This is a genomic window from Cellulomonas sp. ES6 (genome assembly GCF_030053835.1).
In the GTDB taxonomy this organism is placed as follows: domain Bacteria; phylum Actinomycetota; class Actinomycetes; order Actinomycetales; family Cellulomonadaceae; genus Cellulomonas.
This window is the reverse complement of sequence record NZ_CP125655.1, coordinates 3,736,750-3,757,071: the sequence shown is the minus strand read 5'-3', so window position 1 is coordinate 3,757,071 and position 20,322 is coordinate 3,736,750. Positions and strand designations below refer to the sequence as shown.

Sequence of the window (20,322 nt, the reverse complement as noted above, 5' to 3'; positions counted from 1 at the left end):
CGTGATCGACTCCGTCGTCCCCGACGCCTTCCGCGACGTCCTCGCCGACCGCCCGTGGCTGCTCGTCCTCGCGGCCGGCGGGGTCGTCCTGCTGCTCCGCCTGATCGGCCGGGCCGGCGCCCCGGTCGCCCGCCCGGGCGAGGTGTGGTTCGCGATGGTGCCCTACCGGGACGGCACGGGCGCGAAGGACCGGCCGGTCGTCGTCCTGGCGCGGCGCGGGCGGTGGGTGACGGTCGCGCGGCTGACCTCCCAGGACCAGTCCGCGCGGCCCACGGACTACGCGCGCGTGCCGCACCCCCTGCCGGGGCTGACCCGGGGCAGCTGGGTGGACCTGCGGCCGATGCGCGTCCGGCGCTCCGCCCTGCGCCGCAGGATCGGGGACGCGGGGGCGGCGTGGCTGGCGTGGTACGAGCGGACAGGGCGGCGCTGACCTCTGGTCGTCGAGGCCGGCAGCGCGCGGGACCCGGGGCACGGCCAGACGGATCACGCTCGATGCCCCTGCGCCGCACCCATCATGCGGGTCGCGGCCGCGCGGACGAGGTCCCGCAGCTCGTCCGGGCTCTCGATCCGGACCTCGCAGCCGAGCGACGCGATCACCGCGGGGATCCAGTCGAGTCGGTCGGCGTGGATCTCCACCCGGTGCCACGGTGCGCCCCCCTCGGGCGCCGTCGGCACGAGCGGCTCCAGCCGCGCCACGGTCGGCGGCAGGTGCGCGCGGACGTGGTCCTCGGTGGCGTGGACGTGCAGCACGACGGTCCAGCGGTAGTCGGCCGCGGCGAAGTGCTCGACCAGCCACGCCGCGGCGTCGTCCCGCTCGGGGGCGGCGAAGGTCTCCAGGAGGGCGCGGGCGGTGACGACCCGGTCGGCGCGGAACGTCCGCTCCTCCCCCGCCGCCGGGTCGGTCGCCACGACGTACCAGCGTCCCGACCGCGTCACCAGCTCGTGCGGGTGGATCGTGCGCCGTGACGGGTCACCGTGGCGGTCGCGGTACCGCACCTCGACGGCCCGCCGCGACTCGACGGCCTCGGCGAGCGTCAGCATCACCGCGGGCTCTGGATCGGTGCGGCCGTGCGGCGTGCCGCGCGCGACCGCCCGGAGCACCGCGTCGCCGCGCCCGGCGTCGGCGGGGCGCATCGCCCGCCGGACCTTGCTCCGCGCGGTACGGACCGCGGTGCCGGCCTCCTCGGCGACGGGGTCCGCGCCCGCGAGCGCGAGGAAGACCGCGGCCGCCTCCTCGCCGCTGAACACGATCGGCAGCACCTGGGACCCCGGCGCGAGGCGGTAGCCGCCGTACCGGCCGCGGACGGACTCCACGCAGACACCGGCGCTCGTGAGCCGCCGCACGTCGCGGCGGACCGTCCGCTCGTCGACGCCGAGCCGGTCCGCCAGGTCGGCCACCGAGCAGAGCGTGGCGGACTGCAGGAGCTCCAAGAGCCTCAGCGCGCGCAGGGTCGGGTCGGCCACACCGCTCATCATCGCCGGAACCAGGACAGATCTCGCCCGGTATCACGCCTAGCGTGCGCAGGACACGACCCGGACGAGAGGACCCCGCCATGCACCTGGCAGCCACCCGCATCTTCACCCACGACGTCGACGCGCTCGTCGCCTTCTACGAGAAGACGACCGGCGTAGCCGCGACCCGGCTGCACCCCCTGTTCGCCGAGCTCCGCACCCCCGGCGGCACACTGGCCGTCGCCAGCACCGCGACGGTCCCCCTGCTCGGCGACGGAGCGGCCGAGGCGCGAGCCAACCGCAGCGTCGCCCTGGACTTCCGGGTCGACGACGTGGATGCCACCTACGAGGCGCTGCGCGGCGAGGTCGACACGATCGTGCAGCGACCCACCGACATGCCGTGGGGCAACCGGTCGCTCCTGGTGCGGGACCCCGACGGGAACCTGGTCAACTTCTTCGCTCCCGTCGAGGCCGCAGGCAGCGCCCGGCCCGCGGACGGCCCGCGGGCGTAGCACCCGCACCGCCCGCCCACCCGCGCCCCGTGCACGCTGGCCGACCCCCGGCGCGCAGCCACGCGCGCGCCGGGGGTCGGCACCGGGGTGTCAGCGCCGGGGGTCAGCGCCGGGCGAGCCTCCGTCGCGCGACCAGGACCATCCCCGCGCCGGCCACGAGCCACAGCACGCTGAGCCCGACCGCGGACCCGACCTCGGACCCCGTCACGGCGAGCGCGGGGAGGGACTGGTCGGCGATCCGCGCGAACGTCCCGTCGGCCGCCAGCGTGAACGGGATGACGAACTCGGCACGGCTGCCGTCGAGGGCGGTGCCCACGGCGATCAGGCGGTGGTCGCCCGCCTCGAGCCCGGCGGGCAGCAGCCCGGTCACGGTCGCGGTGCCGTCCGCACCGACCGTCGCCGTCCCGATCACCTGGGGCGTCGAGTGGACCTCGAGCACCAGCTCCGAGCCCGGCAGCAGCCCGGTGCCGGTGGCGGACACCGGCGTGCCCTGCGCGACGGCGCCGAGGCCCCGCCCGATCTCGGCCTGCACCGTCGCGGGCACGGACGGCGCCGGGGTGGGCACCGTCGGCGCGGTGGGAACGGCCGCGATCGTCCCGGAGACCGTGGCGGTGGCGGGCAGGGTCACCTCGTCGCCCTCCGCGGTCGCGACCAGCTCGCACTCACCGGCCCGGGTGCCGACGACGGCCCCGTCGACCAGGCGGCACGCGCCCGTGGCGGTGACGGTGACGGGCAGGCCGACGTCCGAGACGTCGGCGACCGGGATCGGCGCGAAGCCGACGGTGAGCCCGGTCAGCCCCGGGAGCGTCAGGTGCTGGGCGCGCTTGCCGACCGTGACCTGGATGCTCGCGGAGGCCGGCTCCGTCTCGCTGTCGCCGGCCTGCGTCGCGACGATCTCGCAGCCGCCGACCCCCGTGAGCTGGAGGTACCCGTCGGAGACGGTGCACGCGCCCGAGGCGGCGAAGGTGAGGGGCAGGTCCGCGGACGACCGGCCGACGAGCTGCACCGGGGTGCCGCCGTACGTCAGGTCGGTCCCCGGGGAGTCGATCGTGACCGTCTGCCCGGCCTTGACCACCTCGACCGACGACGAGGCACTCGACCCGGCGACCGACTCGGTCCCGGAGAACGTGGCCGCCAGCGCGGTCGTCCCCGCAGGTCGCTGCACACCGGTGACCGTGGCGACGCCGTCCACGACGGGCAGCCCCGCGTGGACCGTCCCGGCGACCGTCAGGTCCACCGTGCCGCCGTCGACGGGCGAGCCGCCGGCCGTCACGGACGCGGTCACGTCGAACGGCTCACCGCTGGCCGGGCTCGCGACGCTCGTGCCGAGTGCGACCGCCGACACCGCCCGCGGCACGGTGCCGCCGGACGACGGCGCCGCCGCGGGGTCCGACGGGCCGATCACGTTCGAGGCCGTGACGCGGATGCCGTAGGACACGCCGTTGTCCAGACCGCTGACCACCGCCGACGTCATCGGAGGGGTGCCGGACACGCTCATGCACAGCGACTCCGTGCCGCCCTCGGGAGTGCAGAGGATCTCGTACGACGTCACGCCGCCGGCGAGGTCCTCGGGCTCGGTCCACGAGACGGCGACCGACGCGTCGCCCGGCGTCGCCTGCACGTCGCGCGGCGGGCTCGGGACGCGCGTCGCGAAGGTCAGCCGCGCGGTGCCCTTGTACATGGGCTGGAAGGCACCCAGGGCGATCCGGTAGTCCACGCCCGCCGTGAGCGTCACCGTGACGGCGGCGTCCAGGCTGTACGAGTCGTCGTTCTGCGCCACGAGAGTGCCCGCGGCCGTCCACACCTCGAGCGTGTTGTCCCAGCCGCCCGGGGAGAGCGACGTCGCCCGGATGTACACCCGGACCGTCTCCGCCGGGGTGTACGAGAACCAGGTGGTGTTGTTCCAGTACGGCTGGACGCCGGCGTTCCGCGATCCCGTCGAGCTGGACCCGGCGTTGGTGACGTCGACGCTGGAGTCGAGACTCGCGACCGGCAGCGGGACGGCAGCACCGGCCGTCGTCCCGCCTGCGGCCTCACCGGCGGCTAGCGCGGTCGTGGAGGCCGTGACGGCGGCTGTCGGGGCGAGCAGGAGCACGGCGGTGATCATCGCGATCCGCCGCCACCCCCTGGTCGCGCGGGTGCGGGCTCCGGGCCTGAACATGGTGGCTCTTCTCGGTCGGGAACAACGGCTCGCAACGCGCCACGCTCGGTGACACATCATCATCTTGTCGGCACGTCACCCGCAGAGGTGAAGCGTCGCGGTCGGGTTTCTTGCCCCGCGTGGGTGAAACCACCCCCGTCGGCGTGCACGACCCGGCCGCCCGGGTCGGCGCCTGATCACCCCGCTCGCAGCGCGCCCAGGGCCGCCGCGACGATCACCGGCCGCGCCGTCGCGGCGTCGGTGTACTCGCCGTGCGCTAGCCCGAGCACGGCGACCACGCCGACCGCACCGATCGCGTTCAGCAGGCGCCCGGGGTCGTTCCGGCCGGCCGGCACCTCCAGGTCGAACATCCGCAGCAGGATGTCGCCGAGCCCCGCCAGGTCGCGCAGCTCGCCGGGATCGCGCACCGTCATCGACGCGATCGACAGCGCCAGGAACCCGGGCCGACGCAGGCCGGCGTCGAGCAGCGCCACGATCGCGGCCTCCTCCCGGTCGGCGCCCGCCGGGAGGCCCGCGACCGCGAGGGACGCCGCCCGGCCGGCCTCGATGCACTGCCGGACGGCCTCCTGCCGGAGGTTCGCCATGCTCCCGAACCGGCTGAAGACGGACGCCTTCGACATCCCCGCGGCGTCCGCGACCCGCTGGGCCGACGTCGCCTCCGGGCCGTGCCGGGCGATCAGGCCTGCGGTGAGGTCGAGGACCGCCTCGTCCACCTCGCGCCTCGTGGGTCGCACGCTCACCGTCCGGCCACCCCGGCCACCGCCGCCGCTCCCCCGCGCTCGGCGCCGGCGGGCGCCCGCCCGCGGATCGCGTGCACGAGCGTCGTCACCCCGACGACGATCGTCCAGATGAGGATCGGGTAGGCCACGATCCGCTCGAACAGCCCGAACAGCCGGTGCGGTGTGACGACGGTGAGCGCGAGGCCGGCGAGGCCCGTCGCGCCGAGTGCGATCCCGAGCCACCCCACGGCGCGGTTGGTGTCCACCGACGTCAGTGTCGACCCGAGCAGCACGATCGCGGGCAGCCCCAGCCCGATCGCGGCCACCGCCGACGGGACGTGCAGCGGGCTGGCGTCCTCCGGGTGGAGCCCGACGGTCGCGAGCCCGAGGCCCGACCCCAGGAGCAGGGCCGTCCCGACGCGTGCTCGGACGGCGCGCCCGAACACCGGCCGCACCAGCAGCAGCCCCGCGCAGATCGACAGCCCCGCCACCACCCACGAGACGTTCGCGGCGACGTGCCACGGCGAGCAGACCTCGCGCCCCGAGTACGGGCCGCAGGTGACCGCGCCGAGGTCGCTGATCGCGTTACGCACCGGGCTGTACGGCTCGGTCCACGCCGCCTGGACGACGACGAGCAGCACGAAGTACTGGACGATCGCCGCCCACGCCGCGCCGGCCGCAAGACGACGTCGGCGCGGCAGCCCACGGACTCCGTCGGGCGGTGCGGTCCGCACCTCACGCAGGCTCATCGCACCTCGTCCCGTCCCGGCACCGCGGCCGCATCTGACCGATTCGGTCAGATCCTAACCGGATCGGTCACGCGGCCCAGCCGGCACGAGAGCCACCACGTGTGCGCCCCGAGGACGTGCATCACCGCGGTGATGCGCAGCGGGCGCACGACGAACGCGTCGACCAGCACGCCGGACGCGAGACCGAACCCGATGGAGCATCACCGAGCAGGAGAACATCCTCGCGACCGACGCACCGGACCCGAGGCAGTACCACAGCCCGGCGAACGAGCGCGCCCCGAGGGGCCGCTGTCGCTCGAGCGCGGGCCGCCTGGACACACAGATGTGGCCACCCGCGTCGACGGGTGGCCACACTTCTTGACGGCGCGACCTGCGTCGCCGCAGGTCGCAAACGTGGAGGTGGCGGGAATCGAACCCGCGTCCGATGACGTGGAACCAGGGCTTCTCCGGGCGCAGTCTGCAGCTGCTTTTCTCGGCCCCCGCGCTCACGCAGACAAGACGCGGACGGGCCCAGTCGCCTGAAAGTCCCCGCAGCCCCGACGACGAGGACTGCGAGCAGTGGCTCCCTAGATGACGCCAGGAACTGAGTCGGAAGCTAGCTCAGGCTGACGGACTTCGAGGCTCGCTCAGGCGGCGAGGGCGAAGTCGGTGCGCTTGGAATCGGCACCTATGGGTTTACACGGAGCGTTAGCGAGATAACCGTGTGTCCTCGGCCCGCTTCTCCTGGCTCGACGATCACCGTCGAAACCGATCACCCCCAAGTGGGTGCTGCTGTGGAGTTGTCAACCGCCCCGCCCGCTCGCCGGGTGACCCCGGGGACCGTGCGCGACGCGTCCAGCATACGTGTCCAACACCGCCCCCCGCACGGTCATTCCCGCCGGTCGGCGCCCCGGGAGCGGGCGCCTCGGCCTCGACCTGCGCGCGCCGTCCGGTGGCGGGACGATACGCGGTGCGTGGCGCCGGTCCCCCTGCCGGCGCCGCCCAGGGAGGACACCGTGACCGAGCAGACGCACGGGCGGCCGGGCTCGCACCGCCGCCCCGACGACGCGGACCCGCGCGACGAGGCACCCCGCCGGGACGACCGCGCGCACGACCACGCGGAGCACGACCGCGCAGCGCACGACCACGCGGAGCCGGACGGCCGGGACGAGACCCCGGACGAGCGCATGGACCGGAACTGGAACGAGCTGCTGCAGGAGCTGCGCGTGGCCCAGACGGGCGTGCAGATCCTCACGGGGTTCCTGCTGACGGTGCCGTTCCAGCAGCGGTTCGCCGACCTGGACGCCTACCAGAAGGGCGTGTACCTGGTGCTGGTGGTGCTGGCGGTGGCGGCGACGGGCTTCATCGTGGCTCCGGTGTCGCTGCACCGGGTGCTGTTCCGCCGGCACCTGAAGCGGGAGCTGGTCGAGTCGGCGGACCGGCTGGCGCAGGCCGGGCTGGCGCTGCTGGCCCTGGTGCTGGCGGGTTCGGCGCTGCTGCTGTTCGACGTGGTGGTGGACCGGGCCGCGGGCGCGTGGGCGGGCGGTGCCGTGCTGGTGGGCCTGGCGGTCGTGTGGCTGCTGGTCCCGGTCCACCTGGCCCGGGGGACGCCGCGCGAGTAGCGAGCGCCGGGGTCAGCCGTCGGCGACCAGCCGGGCGATGATGCGCGCGCCGGCCTCCGGGGACATGTGCGGCGAGCCGGTGAGCTTGCCCTCCAGGGTGACGACGTTGAGCACGCTGATGATGGCGAGCGTGAGGTCGCGGTCCTGCTGGGTGGGCTCGTCGGGGCCGGGGTCCTCGCCGGCGGCGCGGCGGCGTGCCTGCCGGATGCGGACGGCCTGGGCGGTGGCGGTCTCGAACGACCGCACGTGGAGCTCGACGAGCTCGCCGGCCTCCCCGGGGTTGCGCAGGCCGTAGCTGAGGAACTCCAGGGACAGCAGCAGGTTCGGGTCGTCCTGGGTGGCGCGGATCCAGTCGGCGAGCGCCTCGGTGTCGACACCGTCGTCGGTGAGCCCGGGCATGTCGAGCGCCGGGTCGTCCATGGCGATGCCGAGCCGCTCGCGGGCCAGGGCGAGGAACAGCCCGCTCTTGGACCCGAAGTGCGCGTAGAGGGCGCCCTTGGTGTAGCCGGCCTCGGCGGCGATGTCCCCGACGGAGGCACCCTCGTAGCCCTGGGCGGCGATGACGCGGGAGGCGGCGTCCAGCAGGTCGGCGCGCGTGCGGTCGACCTTCTCGCGGCGGTTCTCGCGGGCGCGGTGGTCCCCGCCGCGGCGGGCGACGTTCTCGGACGCGTCGGCGAGTCCGCGGGACGCCTCGCGCAGGCCCGCCGCGAGCGCCTCGCTGACCTCGGGCACGACCGACTGCGCCTGCTTGCCGAGCAGCCGGGTGAGGGTCGCGGTCGCGTCGGCGAGGGCGCGCGTGGCGGCGCTGATCGAGTCGTCGACGCCCGGCGTGCGGTGGCCGGTCTCGTCGTACGGGTCCTGTCGTGCCATGCCCCCCATCGTACGCCTTCACGTACCGCTCGGTATGTGTGACGCGTCATCGCAGATCAGAGCGACATACCGTCTGGTATCTGCCGACAGGTATCTGCTACCGTCCGGGATGTACCGATCGGTTTCCGAATGAGGAGGACGGGGATGGCGACGCAGGAGGTGCTGCGCGTCCGCGGACTGCGCAAGCGCTACCGGGGACGCAACGGGGTGCAGGCGAACGACGGGATCGACCTCGATGTCGACGCCGGGCAGGTCGTCGGGCTCCTCGGGCACAACGGGGCCGGCAAGACGACGCTCGTCAACCAGGTCGTCGGGCTGGTCCGGCCCGACGCGGGGACGATCCTGCTCGACGGCGTCGACGCGGTGGCCCAGCCCGACGAGGCCCGCCGGCGCACGAGCATCCAGGCGCAGGCGAACGTGCCGATCACCGGCCTGACCCCGCGACGCGCGATCGAGCTGGTCGGGCGGATCCGCGGCGGTGAGCGCGCGGCCGTGCGGGACCGCGTCGCCGGGCTGCTCGACGCCCTCGACCTCGGGCCCTGGGCGGACACCCCCGCCGAGAAGGTGTCGGGCGGCATCGCGCGCCTGACGGCCTTCGCCATGACCGTCGTGACGCCGGGGCGCCTGGTGGTGCTCGACGAGCCGACCAACGACGTCGACCCCGTGCGCCGCCGGCTGCTGTGGCGGCAGATCCGCGCGCTCGCCGACGAGGGCCGCGGCGTGCTGCTGGTGACCCACAACGTCCGCGAGGCGGAGCGCGTCGTCGACCGGCTCGCCGTGCTGGACCGCGGCGTCGTGCTCGCGGACGACACCCCGGCCGGCCTGACCGCCCACCTGCAGGGCACGCTGACCGTCGAGGCGGACGTCTCCCCCGGCGCCGGCCTGACCTGGCACCCCGCGGTCCGGGCGGTGTCGAGCACCCGCGGCCGGGAGACCGGCACGGTGCGCGCCGACGACGCGGCGGAGGTCGTGCGCTGGGCGCAGGCCGAGGTCGCCGCGGGCCGGCTCGAGCGGTACGCGCTCACGCCCGCCTCGCTCGAGGACGTCTACGTCGACCTCGTGGGCCACGAGCGCTCCGAGGCGCTGGCGACGGCGGGTGAGGCCGCGTGACCGCCGTCGGCCAGACCCTCATGCTCGCGCAGTGGCAGTTCCGGCGTCAGTCCGCGTACCTGCCGCTGATGGTCGTCGTCCAGGTGTTCATGGCCGTGGCGACCGTGATCGGCTACGGCCTGCTCGTGGGCGACCCCGACCCGGTCACCGCGCTCTACCTGGCGACCGGCGCGCCGACCGTCACCCTCATCACGATCGGCCTGGTCATCACCCCGCAGATGCTGAGCCAGTCCCGCACCGAGGGCAGCCTCGACTGGATGCGGACGCTGCCCGTCCCGCGGTCGGCGTTCCTGCTGAGCGACCTGCTGGTGTGGACGCTGCTCGCGCTGCCCGGCATGGTGCTCGGCGTCGTGGCGGGCGTGCTGCGGTTCGACGTCGACCTGAGCCTCGCGCCGTGGCTGGTGCCCGGCTCGCTGCTGGTGTCGCTGACCGCCGCCGCCGTCGGGTACGCGATGGCGTCGCTGCTGCCACCCGCCGTCGCGGCGCTCGTGACGCAGGCGCTGGTGTTCATCGTGCTGCTGTTCTCCCCCGTGTCGTACCCGGCGGAGCGGATGCCCGGCTGGCTGCAGGGGGTGCACGAGTGGCTGCCGATCCAGCCGATGGCCGAGCTGGTGCGGGCCGGGCTGGTGAGCGACACGTTCCAGCTGCCGGGGCGGTCGCTCGTGGTGCTGGTCGTGTGGTGCGTGGCGTCCCTCGCGGGGGCGGTCGTCGCGCTGCGCCGGCGCGCCTGACCAGGTGCGACGTCTCGGGGCGCCGGTCGGGATCCCACCCGGCCGGCGCCCCGCCGGTCACGCCGTCGGCAGCGTGACGAACGCGGTGGTGGGCTCGTCACGCCGCGCGGGCTCGCGCTGCTGCGGCAGTGCGGGCGTCGCAGCGCCCGACCCGGCCGGCATCCGGTACCGGAACTGCCCCACGACGCCGCGCAGCCGCCCGGACAGCGCCGCGAGCTCGCCCGCCGCGCGCTCGGACTCCGCCGACCCGTCGCGCGTGACGGCCGCGGCCTGCGCGACGCCGGCGATGTTCTCCGCGATCTGCCCCGAGCCGCCCGCGGCCTCGGTGACGTTGCGCCCGATCTCCGCCGTCGTGGCGGTCTGCTCCTCGACGGCCGCGGCCACCGTGGTCTGCAGCTCGTGCACGGCGCCGACGACCCGGGAGATCTCCGCGACCGCCTCCACGGCCCGGGCCGCGTCGGCCTGGATGGCCTCGACGCGGCGCGCGATGTCCTCCGTCGCGCTGCCCGTCTCCTGCGCGAGGTCCTTGACCTCGCCGGCGACCACGGCGAAGCCCTTGCCCTCGTGCCCGGCCCGCGCGGCCTCGATGGTCGCGTTGAGCGCGAGCAGGTTCGTCTGCTCGGCGATCGCCGCGATCGACTTCACCACGTCGCCGATCTGCCGGCTCGACTCCCCGAGCCGCTCGATGACGTCCGTCGTCTCCGCGGCCGACCGCGCCGCCTGGTCGCTGATGCGGGCGGCCTCGCTCGTGGACCGGCTGATCTCCTGGATCGACGCGTCCATCTGCTGGGTGCCGGCGGCGACGGTCTGCGTGGTGCGGGACACCTGCTCGGCCGCCGCGGAGACCACACCGGCCTGCGCCTCGGTCTGCTCGGCCTGCGCGGCGATCGCCTGCGCGGACCCGGACAGCTGCTCGGCGGCGGCCGCGAGCGTGACCGACGTGGTGTCGATGTCGCCGACGACCTCGCGCAGCGTGCCGATCGCCCGGTCGAGCGACTGCGCCGCGCGCCCCGGCTCGTCCTGCGTGTCGAGCCCGGCCTCGACGGTCAGGTCGCCGTCCGCGAGGGCGTCGCACGCGACCCGGACGCGCTCGACCGCCCGCAGGATGCCGCGCGCGGTGAGGAGACCGAGCGTGAGCGCCAGTGCGAGCCCCGCGGCGAGCAGCACCACCACGAGGGTGCGGTTCGAGGAGTAGGCGGCGTGCGCCTCGGCCACGGACCGCTGGGCGGAGGCCTTCTGGTCGTCGACCATCGCGGCGAGCGCGTCCATCATCGTGGAGATCAGCGGGGCCGCCTGCATGTCGCGCGCCCGCTGCCAGGCCGCGAGGTCGCCCCGCTCGGCGGCGGGCAGCAGCGTCCGGTCGCGGAGCTGCTGGTAGGACGCCAGGGCGTCGGCGAACGTCGCCGCGCCCTCCGCGAGGGACTCGTGCCCCGCCGCGGAGGCGTCCGCCACGACGGCGTCGAGGTCCTCGGCGATCGTCGCGTCCAGCGCCGCGATGTCGCGCACGAACGTCTGCCGGGAGGCGTCGTCGGCCGCGAGCGCGTGGCTCGTGACGTCCAGGCGCATCTCGAGGGTCGAGCGGCGCATCGCGGCGACCCGCTCGAACCCGAGCAGGTCGTCGTCGTACACGGAGGCGGTGGCGGCGTCCGTGCGCGCGAGGGCCGCGAGCGCGGAGCCCCCGACGGCCCCGGCGACGACGACACCGACGAGCACGGACGCGACGACGCGGGTGCGGACGCCGAGGTCCCCGAACCGGCGGCGGCGCGGCCGCGGGCTCGAGGTGGTGCCGTCCGGTCGTGGACGGCGTGCGGGCACGGACATGGGTCCCCCTGGCTGGTCGGCGCGCCCCCCTGCGGCGCGCGGTGCCGCCCCGATCGGCTCGCACGGGCCCCCCGCCATGGGACCTCGGTCCCCCCGGCCTGCACGTTCGTGCAGCGGGACGCGCCGGCGCCACCGCTCGTCCACCGCCCGACGGTGGCCCGGCGCCGCGACGACCAACACCTCCCGACCCCGACCCCTGGCCGGTCCCGCCGACGCCGAGCAGGATGGGCGCCATGGACCTGCCCGTCATGCCCCCGGTCGCGCCGATGCTGGCCAAGGCGGTGCCCGAGATCCCCGACCTCGGGCACACCGAGCCCAAGTGGGACGGGTTCCGCACCATCGTGTTCCGGGACGGCGACGAGGTGGTGCTCGGCAGCCGCAACGAGAAGCCGATGACGCGCTACTTCCCGGAGCTGGTCGAGCAGCTGCGGGCGCACACCCCGCAGCGGTGCGTCCTCGACGGGGAGATCGTCGTGGTCGCGGGCGACCGGCTCGACTTCGACGCGCTGCAGCAGCGCATCCACCCCGCGGAGAGCCGGGTGCGGCTGCTGTCGCAGCAGACGCCGGCCTCGTTCGTGGCGTTCGACGTGCTGGCGCTCGGCGACGACGACCTCATGGGCACGCCGCTGCGCGACCGCCGCGCGCGCCTCGTCGACGCCCTGGCCGGCGCGCCGGCGCCCGTGCACGTCACGCCCGCGACCGCCGACCTCGCCGAGGCGCAGGACTGGTTCCGGCGGTTCGAGGGCGCCGGCCTCGACGGGGTGGTCGCCAAGCCGCTCGACGGGACCTACCAGCCGGACAGGCGCGCGATGTTCAAGGTCAAGCACGCGCGCACGGCCGACTGCGTGGTCGCGGGGTTCCGGTGGCACAAGTCCGGGCCGGTGCTCGGGTCGCTGCTGCTGGGGCTGTGGACCGACGACGGCCGGCTCCAGCACGTCGGCGTCGCCGCCTCGTTCCCGATGGCCCGCCGCCAGGCCCTCGTCGAGGAGCTCGCCCCGCTGCGCGCCGACGACCTGACCGGGCACCCGTGGGGCGACTGGGCGGACCAGTCCGCGCACGAGGGCAGACGGATGCCGGGGGCCGTGAGCCGGTGGAGCGCCGGCAAGGACCTGTCGTTCGTCCCCCTGCGCCCGGAGCTCGTCGTCGAGGTGGCGTACGACCACATGGAGGGCGACCGGTTCCGGCACACCGCCCAGTTCCGGCGCTGGCGCCCGGACCGCGACCCAGCGACCTGCACCTACGCGCAGCTCGAGGAGCCGGTGGGGTTCCGGCTGTCGGAGATCCTCGCGCCGCCGTCCTGAGCCCCGCGGGCCCCGCCGCGCGCGGCGCCGACCGCGCTCGTAGGGTCGACCGGGTCCCGCCTCCTCCCGCGGAAGGACCCTCCGATGAGCCACACCGCACCGGCCCCGGACCGGGCACCCACCCCCGCCCGGCCCCACCACGTGGTCGTGATCGGCTCCGGGTTCGGCGGGCTGTTCGCGACCAAGGCCCTGGCCGACGCCCCCGTGCGCGTCACCGTCATCGACGGCACCGCGACCCACCTGTTCCAGCCGCTGCTCTACCAGGTGGCCACGGGCGTGCTGTCCGTCGGGGAGATCGCGCCGGCCGCGCGGGACGTGCTGCGGCGGCAGCGCAACGCCCGCGTGCTGCTGGGCGTGGTGACCGACATCGACGTGGAGCAGCGCGTCGTGGTGTCGTCCTCGCCGCTCGGGGAGACGCGCACCTCGTACGACAGCCTGGTCGTCGCGGCCGGCGCCGGGCAGTCGTACTTCGGCAACGACCGGTTCGCGGACCACGCGCCGGGCCTCAAGAGCATCGACGACGCCCTCGAGCTGCGCGGGCGCATCTTCGGGGCGTTCGAGCTGGCGGAGCTCGCCACCGACCCGGCGGACCGCGCCCGCCTGACGACCTTCGTGGTGGTCGGCGCCGGCCCGACCGGCGTGGAGATGGCCGGCCAGCTCGCCGAGCTCGCCCACCGCTCGCTGCGCGGCAACTTCCGGCACCTCGACCCCGCGCAGGCACGCATCCTGCTGGTCGACCCGGTGCCGAAGGTGCTGCCCGGCTACCCGGAGAAGCTGCAGGACGCCGCCGCCCGCACGCTCGAGGGCCTGGGCGTCGAGCTGCTCATGAACCACAAGGTGGTCGACGTCGACGCGGACGCGGTCGAGGTGGAGGACCCCGACGGCCGGCGCACCCGCATCGCCGCCCAGACGAAGGTCTGGGCGGCGGGCGTCGCGGCGTCCCCGCTCGGCCGGCTGCTCGGCGAGCGGACGGGCGCCGAGGTCGACCGGGCCGGCCGCGTCGTCGTGGAGCCGAACGGCTCGCTGCCCGGGCACCCCGAGGTGTTCGTGGTCGGCGACATGGCGGCGCGCACGTCCGTGCCCGGGGTCGCCCCCGCGGCGATGCAGACCGGCCGGTACGCCGCGCAGGAGATCGTGCGCCGGCTGCGGGGCGAGCCCTCGGGCGGGCCCTTCGTGTACCGGGACAAGGGCAGCCTGGCGACGGTCTCGCGGTTCGAGGCGGTCGCGAGCATCGGCGCCGTGAAGGTGTCGGGGTTCCTCGCCTGGCTGCTGTGGCTCGGGGTGCACCTCGTGTACCTCGTGGGGTTCAAGAACCGGGTGACGACGCTGCTGCACTGGGCCGTGTCGTTCGTCGGGCGGGGCCGCTCGGAGCGCACCGCCACCTGGCAGCAGGTGGTCGGCCGCACGGTGCTGCGCTCGCGCGGCGCGCAGCACCCCACCCGGCGCGCGGACGACGTCGCGGGGAGCTGACCCCGGCGCGCTCGCGGCGCGGCGCCGCCCGGGTGACAGTGGAGGGCATGGCCGACCGCCTCGCCCGCAGCACCAGCCCGTACCTGCGCCAGCACGCCGGCAACCCCGTCGACTGGTGGGAGTGGGGCCCGGACGCCCTGGCCGAGGCACGCCGCCGGGACGTCCCGCTGCTGGTGTCGATCGGCTACGCCTCCTGCCACTGGTGCCACGTCATGGCCCACGAGTCCTTCGAGGACCCGGAGGTCGCCGCCGTGATGAACCGCGGGTTCGTCAACGTCAAGGTGGACCGCGAGGAGCGTCCCGACCTGGACGCGGCGTACATGGCCGCCACCCAGGCCATGACCGGGCAGGGCGGCTGGCCGATGACGGTGTTCGCCACGCCGGACGGCGACCCGTTCTTCTGCGGCACGTACTTCCCGCCGGTGCCGGTCGCGGGGCGGCCGTCGTTCCGGCAGGTGCTCGACGCCCTGTCCCGGACCTGGCGGGAGCGGCGCGACGAGGTCCGGGCGGGGGCCGCGGAGCTGCTCGCGGCGGTGGGCGGCGCCGCGGGGCCGGCCGACGGCTCCCCGCCCCGCGACCCGGGCGAGGCGGGCCGCCCCGGCGACCCCGCCGCCGACGCCGTCTCCCCCGCGCTCGACCTGGCCGCCGTCGTCCGGGTCGGCGACCTGGCCCTGACGGCGCTCGCCGACGCGTACGACGCGGAGCACGGCGGGTTCGGCGGCGCCCCGAAGTTCCCGCCGTCGCCGCTGCTGGAGTGGCTGCTGCGTCGCGCGGCCCGGACGGGCGACGAGCGCGCCCTGGCGATGGCCGGGGCCACCCTGACCGCGATGGCCCGCGGCGGCATGGCGGACCAGGTGGGCGGGGGCTTCGCGCGCTACTCCGTGGACGCCACGTGGACGGTGCCGCACTTCGAGAAGATGCTCGAGGACAACGCGATGCTGCTGCGGGTGTACACGCACTGGTGGCGGCTGACGGGGTCGGACCTGGCGCGGCGCGTCGTCGAGGGCACCGCGGAGCACCTGCTGCGGGACCTGCGCACCCCGGAGGGCGGCTTCGCGTCGTCGCTCGACGCGGACACGGCCGGCGTCGAGGGCGCCACGTACGTGTGGACCCCGGCGGAGCTGACCGCGGTGCTCGGGCCGGAGGACGGGGCGTGGGCGGCGGACGTGCTCGGGGTGACGCCCGAGGGCACCTTCGAGGCCGGGGCGTCGGTGCTGACGCTGCGCTCCGGGCCGGACCCGCGCGAGGAGGTCCGGTTCGAGCGCGTGCGCCGGGCCCTGCTGCGGGCGCGTGCGGCCCGCCCGCAGCCGCACCGGGACGACAAGGTGGTGGCGGCGTGGAACGGCCTGGCGGTCGCGGCGCTCGCCGAGGCCGGCGCGGTGCTGGGACGCCGGGAGTGGGTGGCCGCCGCGCACGACGCCGCCGAGCTGCTCCACCGCGTGCACACCCTCCGGGGCGGCGACGGGCTGACCCGGCTGGCCCGCACGTCGCGAGACGGCGCGGTGGGGACGGCGCCGGGCGTCCTGGCGGACTACGCGGCGGTCGCCGAGGGCTGGCTCGTGCTGGGCGGGGTCACCGGTGACGGCCGCTGGACCGCCCGCGGGTCGGCGCTGCTCGACACGGTGCTCGCCCGGTTCCGGGCACCCGGGCACGGGTTCCGGGCGACCGCCGACGACCAGACCGACCCGGTGGTCGGCCGCCTCACCGGGGGCCCCGACGTCGCGGACGGCCCGAGCCCGAACGCCGGCGCGGCCGCGGCGGGCGCGCTGCTGACCCGGGCCGCGCTGACCGGCTCGGCCACGGACCGTCAGGTGGCCGAGCTCGCGCTCGCCGACCCGCTGTCGATCGCGCACCGCCACCCGCGGGCCGTCGGGTGGGCGCTCGCCGTCGCGGAGGCCGTCCTGGACGGCCCCCGCGAGGTGGCGGTGGTGGGCCGGGCCGACGACCCGGGGCGGGTCGCGCTCGTCCGCACCGCCGTGCGGGCGACCGCACCGGGGCTGGTGCTCGCGCAGGGCGACCCGGACGAGGTCGCCGGCTCGGCGGACGCGGTGGGGCTGCTGCGGGACCGGCCGCTGGTCGGCGGACGCGCCGCGGCGTACGTGTGCCGCGGCTTCGTGTGCGACCGCCCGACCACCGACCCGGCGGAGCTGCGGGCGTCGCTCGCCTGACGTGCCCCGGCGGGGCGTGCGGGTCCGGGCCGACCGTCAGCGGTCGCGCTTCTCCCGCATCGCCCGCTGCGCCTCGAGGTTGTCCTGCCGCTCGCGCAGGGCCTGCCGCTTGTCCCACTCCTTCTTGCCGCGGGCCAGCGCGATCTCGACCTTCGCGCGCCCGTCCAGGAAGTACAGGGACAGCGGCACGATCGTCTGCCCCTTCTCGCGGGTCTTCGCCTCGAGCCGGTCGATCTCGTCGCGGTGCAGCAGCAGCTTCCGCTTGCGCCGCGGCGCGTGGTTGGTCCACGTGCCCTGGGAGTACTCGGGGATGTGGACGCCCTCGAGCCACGCCTCGCCGCCGTCGATCGAGCACCAGCCGTCCACCAGCGACGCCCGCCCGGCGCGCAGCGCCTTGACCTCGGTCCCGGTCAGCACGACGCCGGCCTCGAACACGTCCTCGATGAGGTAGTCGTGGCGGGCCTTGCGGTTGGACGCGACGAGCGACCGGCCGGTCTGCTTGGCCATGGGGGCGTCCTCCTTCGTGCGGGTGCGGGCGTGCGGCCGTGTGCCGCGGCGACGCAGCAGCCTATCGGCCGGCGCGCCGCACCCCCAGCGGATTCCGCTACAGGCCGAGCAGCGGCCGCGGGTTCACGGTGGCGCCGTTGACGTACACCTCGAAGTGCAGGTGGCACGCCGCCGACGTCCCCGTGTTGCCGGAGTACCCGAGCAGCTGCCCGCGGGACACCGCCTGGCCGGCCCCGACCACGAAGCTCGTCATGTGGTTGTACGAGGTCATGAGCGAGTTCCCGTCGACCAGCCCGTGGTCGACCATCACCTGGTTGCCGAACCCGTTGCGCCACTGGGCCCACTGCACGGTGCCCTCCTTGGCGGCGTAGATCGGCGTGCCGCACCAGGTGCGCAGGTCGATGCCGGCGTGCAGGCGGTAGTACCCGAGGATCGGGTGCAGCCGCATCCCGTACTCGCTGGTGACGTAGATCGGGCTGATCGAGGTGGGGTTGCCGAACAGCGCGCCGCTCACCGTGCCGCTGGGCGCCGGCGGCGGGGCGGCCCCCGCGGCGGCGGCCGCGGCGGCGGCGCGCTCGCGCTGCTGGGCGGCGACCTGCTCCAGCTTCTTGCGGATGGCCGCGGCCTCGGCGTCGATCTGGTCGACCTCGGCCTGCGCGTCCGCCTTCTGCCGCTCGACCTGCCGCTTCTTGGCGGTCTGCTCGGCGACCAGGCGCTCGACGTCGGCCTTGCGGTCGGCGGCCTCCTGCCGCGCCTCCTCGGCCTGGGCGACCTTCGCGTCCGCCTCGTCCTTGAGCTCCGCGATCCGGTCCCCCACCGCGGTGAGGCGGGCCTGGCTGTTCCGGTTGTCGGCGCTGATCGCGGCGAGCTCGTCGAGCACCTCGGACTGCGCGCGCTGCGCGGCGGTCGCCAGGCTGTACTGCTCGGTGAACTCCTCGACGGACTGCGCCTCCATCACGACGCTGAGGCCGGACAGCTCCGGGCCGCCCTGGTAGGCCTGCCGCGCGAGCTGCCCGATCTGGGACCGGATCTCGTCGGCCCGCGCCGAGTCCTGCTCGATGGTGGCCGAGATCGACGCCTGCTGGTCCTGCGCGTCCTGGAGCCGCGCGGCGATCAGCGCCGCCTCGCGCTCGTAGCCCGCGAGGGCCTCCTCGGCGGCGGACAGCGCCGCGCGCGCCGGGCCGAGCTGCTGCTGGACGGCGAGCAGCTCCTGGGCCGTCTTCGCCAGCTCCTCGCTCAGCCCCTCGAGCGCGGCCTCCGCGTCGGCGCGCTGCTGGTCGTTGGCCTGCTGCCGCTGCTCGAGCTGCGACTGCTGGTCGTCCAGGTCGTCGCCCGCGGCCGACCCCGCGGCGGTGACGCCGACGAGGACGGCGAGGACCGCGGCGAGCAGCCCCGCGAGGGGGCGCGGGCCCCGGGGGCGGTGCGGGCGGCTGCGGCGCATGTCAGACCTTCGTGTAGCGGCTGAGGGTGACGAGGGACGAGATGGCGGCGAGCACGACGGCGGCGACGACGAGGAACGGGGCGATCTGCCACACCTCGTTCGTCGTGACGTACGGGATCCAGGCCACCTGCCCGCCCAGCCAGTCGCTCACCAGGTAGCGCACACCGGCCCAGAGCCCGGCGACGGACAGCGCCGCGCCGATGGTCGCCGCGATCGCGCCCTCGAGCATGAACGGGAGCTGGATGAACAGGTTCGAGGCGCCGACCATGCGCATGATCCCGGTCTCCCGCCGGCGGCTCATGGCCGACAGCCGGATGGTCGTCGTGATGAGCAGCACCGCGGCGAGCAGCATCACGCCGGCCAGGCCGAGGGACAGCAGCGTGGCGCTGTTGAGCACCCGGAACAGCGAGTTGTAGAGCTCGCGCTGGTCCTGGACGTTCTCGACGCCCTGGCGTCCCTGGAGCACGTCGGCGACGACCTCGAACTTCTCCGGGTCGGTGAGCTTGATGCGCAGCGACTCGTTCATGTCGTCGACCGTCGTGATCTGGGCCCAGAACTGCCCGTCGAACTGGCGCTCGAACGTCTCGTACGCCTGCTCCTTGGACTCCTCGGAGATCTTCTCGATGTACGGCGCGACGTCGGGGGCCGCCAGGGCGTCGAGGATCGCCTGCTTCTGGTCGTCGGTGACCTCGCCGCCCGCGCACGTCGGCTCCGGGGACTCGCCCGCGGGGCACAGGTACACCGCGACCTCGACCTTGCCGTACCAGTCGTCCTTCATCTTGGTGATCTGCATCTGCAGCAGCGCCGCGGCACCCACGAACGACAGCGACACGAACGTCACGAGGACGACCGACACCGCCATCGACAGGTTGCGGCGCAGGCCGATGCCGATCTCGGAGAGGATGAACTGCAGTCGCACGTCTCCCCCTCCCTCAGCGGTCCGAGCCGTAGACGCCGCGCGACTGGTCGCGCACCATCTCGCCGCCGGACAGCTCGATGACGCGCTTGCGCATCTGGTCGACGATCTCGTCGTCGTGGGTGGCCATGACGACCGTGGTGCCCGTGCGGTTGATCCGGTCGAGCAGGCGCATGATCCCCAGGGAGGTCGTCGGGTCGAGGTTGCCGGTCGGCTCGTCCGCCAGCAGGATCGACGGCCGGTTGACGAACGCCCGCGCGATCGCCACGCGCTGCTGCTCGCCGCCGGACAGCTCGTGCGGGCGGCGCTTCTCCTTGCCGGCCAGCCCGACCATCTCCAGCACGTCCGGCACGGTGGTGAGGATGTGGTGGCGCGGCTTGCCGATGACCTGGAGCGCGAACGCGACGTTCTCGAAGACCGTCTTGTTGTGCAGCAGGCGGAAGTCCTGGAACACCGCGCCGATCTGGCGCCGCAGCTGCGGGACCTTCCACGACGACAGCGTGGTGAGGTCCTTGCCCGCGACGAACACGCGCCCGGCGGACGGCCGCTCCTCGCGCAGCACGAGGCGCAGGAAGGTGGACTTCCCGGAGCCGGACGCCCCGACGAGGAACACGAACTCGCCGCGCTCGACGTCCAGGCTGACCTGGTCCAGCGCGGGGCGTGCGCCGCGCGCGTAGACCTTGGTGACGTTCTCGAATCTGATCACAGCGGTGCGGCCAGTGCTGGGGGACGGGAGGGTGGTGCGGTCCTGGCCGCGACGAGCGTAGGCAGCGCCTCGTCGTGACCGGACCGT

19 protein-coding genes and 1 other RNA gene are annotated in these 20,322 nt (G+C 75.1%); 8 read left to right on the top strand and 12 right to left on the bottom strand.

Features of this window, described 5'->3' with window-relative positions; translation table 11 throughout:
- The first annotated feature begins 1 nt into the window (after position 1).
- Positions 2 to 430, top strand: coding sequence for a type II toxin-antitoxin system PemK/MazF family toxin (locus P9841_RS17410; RefSeq protein WP_283319842.1), 429 nt, complete (start codon positions 2 to 4; stop codon positions 428 to 430).
- A 53-nt stretch (positions 431 to 483) separates the two neighbouring features.
- Here the strand turns inward: P9841_RS17410 and P9841_RS17405 are convergent, their stop codons facing one another.
- The gene (locus P9841_RS17405; protein WP_283319841.1) at positions 484 to 1,464 is read right to left on the bottom strand and encodes a helix-turn-helix transcriptional regulator; all 981 of its coding nucleotides are present in this window, start codon (positions 1,462 to 1,464) and stop codon (positions 484 to 486) included.
- A gap of 89 nt (positions 1,465 to 1,553) precedes the next feature.
- Here P9841_RS17405 and P9841_RS17400 point away from each other — a divergent pair, with 89 nt between their 5' ends.
- Positions 1,554 to 1,964, top strand: coding sequence for a VOC family protein (locus P9841_RS17400; protein ID WP_283319840.1), 411 nt, complete (start codon positions 1,554 to 1,556; stop codon positions 1,962 to 1,964).
- 103 nt (positions 1,965 to 2,067) lie between these two features.
- Here the strand turns inward: P9841_RS17400 and P9841_RS17395 are convergent, their stop codons facing one another.
- The 5 genes from P9841_RS17395 to ssrA all read right to left on the bottom strand — a co-directional run bounded on the left by P9841_RS17395 (position 2,068) and on the right by ssrA (position 6,352).
- Positions 2,068 to 4,125, bottom strand: coding sequence for a fibronectin type III domain-containing protein (locus P9841_RS17395; protein ID WP_283319839.1), 2,058 nt, complete (start codon positions 4,123 to 4,125; stop codon positions 2,068 to 2,070).
- Positions 4,126 to 4,301: 176 nt separating this feature from the next.
- Positions 4,302 to 4,865, bottom strand: a complete 564-nt coding sequence (locus P9841_RS17390) for a TetR/AcrR family transcriptional regulator (RefSeq protein WP_283319838.1) — start codon at positions 4,863 to 4,865, stop codon at positions 4,302 to 4,304.
- Entirely contained in the window at positions 4,862 to 5,593 is a 732-nt protein-coding gene (locus tag P9841_RS17385) for a DUF998 domain-containing protein (protein ID WP_283319837.1), read from the bottom strand. The genes P9841_RS17390 and P9841_RS17385 overlap by 4 nt, the downstream gene beginning before the upstream one ends.
- A gap of 47 nt (positions 5,594 to 5,640) precedes the next feature.
- Positions 5,641 to 5,763, bottom strand: a complete 123-nt coding sequence (locus P9841_RS17380; RefSeq protein ID WP_283319836.1) for a hypothetical protein — start codon at positions 5,761 to 5,763, stop codon at positions 5,641 to 5,643.
- Between the two features lie 221 nt (positions 5,764 to 5,984).
- Positions 5,985 to 6,352, bottom strand: a transfer-messenger RNA (tmRNA) gene (ssrA, locus tag P9841_RS17375).
- A gap of 236 nt (positions 6,353 to 6,588) precedes the next feature.
- Here ssrA and P9841_RS17370 point away from each other — a divergent pair.
- Positions 6,589 to 7,194 carry a DUF6328 family protein gene (locus tag P9841_RS17370; RefSeq protein WP_283319835.1) on the top strand — a complete coding sequence of 202 codons (606 nt, stop codon included), beginning with the start codon at positions 6,589 to 6,591 and terminating at the stop codon, positions 7,192 to 7,194.
- A 12-nt stretch (positions 7,195 to 7,206) separates the two neighbouring features.
- Here P9841_RS17370 and P9841_RS17365 read toward each other — a convergent pair whose 3' ends face one another.
- Positions 7,207 to 8,064 carry a TetR/AcrR family transcriptional regulator gene (locus P9841_RS17365; protein ID WP_283319834.1) on the bottom strand — a complete coding sequence of 286 codons (858 nt, stop codon included), beginning with the start codon at positions 8,062 to 8,064 and terminating at the stop codon, positions 7,207 to 7,209.
- A gap of 144 nt (positions 8,065 to 8,208) precedes the next feature.
- On the opposite strand from P9841_RS17365, the gene P9841_RS17360 reads away from it, so the two are divergent.
- Positions 8,209 to 9,174 (top strand): ABC transporter ATP-binding protein, encoded by a 966-nt coding sequence (locus tag P9841_RS17360; protein ID WP_283319833.1) that lies wholly within the window; start codon positions 8,209 to 8,211, stop codon positions 9,172 to 9,174.
- On the top strand, positions 9,171 to 9,905 hold the full coding sequence (locus P9841_RS17355) for an ABC transporter permease (protein WP_283319832.1): 735 nt from the start codon (positions 9,171 to 9,173) through the stop codon (positions 9,903 to 9,905). The genes P9841_RS17360 and P9841_RS17355 overlap by 4 nt, the downstream gene beginning before the upstream one ends.
- Positions 9,906 to 9,962: 57 nt before the next feature.
- Here the strand turns inward: P9841_RS17355 and P9841_RS17350 are convergent, their stop codons facing one another.
- Positions 9,963 to 11,726, bottom strand: coding sequence for a methyl-accepting chemotaxis protein (locus tag P9841_RS17350; RefSeq protein WP_283319831.1), 1,764 nt, complete (start codon positions 11,724 to 11,726; stop codon positions 9,963 to 9,965).
- A gap of 233 nt (positions 11,727 to 11,959) precedes the next feature.
- Here P9841_RS17350 and P9841_RS17345 point away from each other — a divergent pair, with 233 nt between their 5' ends.
- The 3 genes from P9841_RS17345 to P9841_RS17335 all read left to right on the top strand — a co-directional run bounded on the left by P9841_RS17345 (position 11,960) and on the right by P9841_RS17335 (position 16,665).
- Positions 11,960 to 13,027, top strand: a complete 1,068-nt coding sequence (locus tag P9841_RS17345; RefSeq protein ID WP_283319830.1) for an ATP-dependent DNA ligase — start codon at positions 11,960 to 11,962, stop codon at positions 13,025 to 13,027.
- A gap of 84 nt (positions 13,028 to 13,111) precedes the next feature.
- Positions 13,112 to 14,497 (top strand): NAD(P)/FAD-dependent oxidoreductase, encoded by a 1,386-nt coding sequence (locus tag P9841_RS17340; protein ID WP_283319829.1) that lies wholly within the window; start codon positions 13,112 to 13,114, stop codon positions 14,495 to 14,497.
- A gap of 47 nt (positions 14,498 to 14,544) precedes the next feature.
- Positions 14,545 to 16,665 carry a thioredoxin domain-containing protein gene (locus P9841_RS17335; protein WP_283319828.1) on the top strand — a complete coding sequence of 707 codons (2,121 nt, stop codon included), beginning with the start codon at positions 14,545 to 14,547 and terminating at the stop codon, positions 16,663 to 16,665.
- 36 nt (positions 16,666 to 16,701) lie between these two features.
- Here P9841_RS17335 and smpB read toward each other — a convergent pair whose 3' ends face one another.
- The 4 genes from smpB to ftsE form a co-directional block, all read right to left on the bottom strand.
- Positions 16,702 to 17,172, bottom strand: a complete 471-nt coding sequence (gene smpB, locus P9841_RS17330) for an SsrA-binding protein SmpB (protein ID WP_283319827.1) — start codon at positions 17,170 to 17,172, stop codon at positions 16,702 to 16,704.
- A gap of 97 nt (positions 17,173 to 17,269) precedes the next feature.
- Positions 17,270 to 18,613 (bottom strand): peptidoglycan DD-metalloendopeptidase family protein, encoded by a 1,344-nt coding sequence (locus P9841_RS17325; protein ID WP_283319826.1) that lies wholly within the window; start codon positions 18,611 to 18,613, stop codon positions 17,270 to 17,272.
- 1 nt (position 18,614) lies between these two features.
- On the bottom strand, positions 18,615 to 19,532 hold the full coding sequence (ftsX, locus tag P9841_RS17320) for a permease-like cell division protein FtsX (protein ID WP_283319825.1): 918 nt from the start codon (positions 19,530 to 19,532) through the stop codon (positions 18,615 to 18,617).
- Positions 19,533 to 19,545: 13 nt separating this feature from the next.
- The gene (gene ftsE / locus P9841_RS17315) at positions 19,546 to 20,235 is read right to left on the bottom strand and encodes a cell division ATP-binding protein FtsE (RefSeq protein ID WP_283319824.1); all 690 of its coding nucleotides are present in this window, start codon (positions 20,233 to 20,235) and stop codon (positions 19,546 to 19,548) included.
- Positions 20,236 to 20,322 lie beyond the last annotated feature (87 nt).

Coding starts and splice junctions, on each gene's coding strand:
- P9841_RS17400 (WP_283319840.1), top strand. CDS start 1,554: ATGCACCTGGCAGCCACCCGCATCTTCACCCACGACGTCGACGCGCTC.
- P9841_RS17395 (WP_283319839.1), bottom strand. CDS start 4,125: ATGTTCAGGCCCGGAGCCCGCACCCGCGCGACCAGGGGGTGGCGGCGG.
- P9841_RS17385 (WP_283319837.1), bottom strand. CDS start 5,593: ATGAGCCTGCGTGAGGTGCGGACCGCACCGCCCGACGGAGTCCGTGGG.
- P9841_RS17365 (WP_283319834.1), bottom strand. CDS start 8,064: ATGGCACGACAGGACCCGTACGACGAGACCGGCCACCGCACGCCGGGC.
- P9841_RS17360 (WP_283319833.1), top strand. CDS start 8,209: ATGGCGACGCAGGAGGTGCTGCGCGTCCGCGGACTGCGCAAGCGCTAC.
- P9841_RS17350 (WP_283319831.1), bottom strand. CDS start 11,726: ATGTCCGTGCCCGCACGCCGTCCACGACCGGACGGCACCACCTCGAGC.
- P9841_RS17345 (WP_283319830.1), top strand. CDS start 11,960: ATGGACCTGCCCGTCATGCCCCCGGTCGCGCCGATGCTGGCCAAGGCG.
- P9841_RS17340 (WP_283319829.1), top strand. CDS start 13,112: ATGAGCCACACCGCACCGGCCCCGGACCGGGCACCCACCCCCGCCCGG.
- P9841_RS17335 (WP_283319828.1), top strand. CDS start 14,545: ATGGCCGACCGCCTCGCCCGCAGCACCAGCCCGTACCTGCGCCAGCAC.
- smpB (WP_283319827.1), bottom strand. CDS start 17,172: ATGGCCAAGCAGACCGGCCGGTCGCTCGTCGCGTCCAACCGCAAGGCC.
- P9841_RS17325 (WP_283319826.1), bottom strand. CDS start 18,613: ATGCGCCGCAGCCGCCCGCACCGCCCCCGGGGCCCGCGCCCCCTCGCG.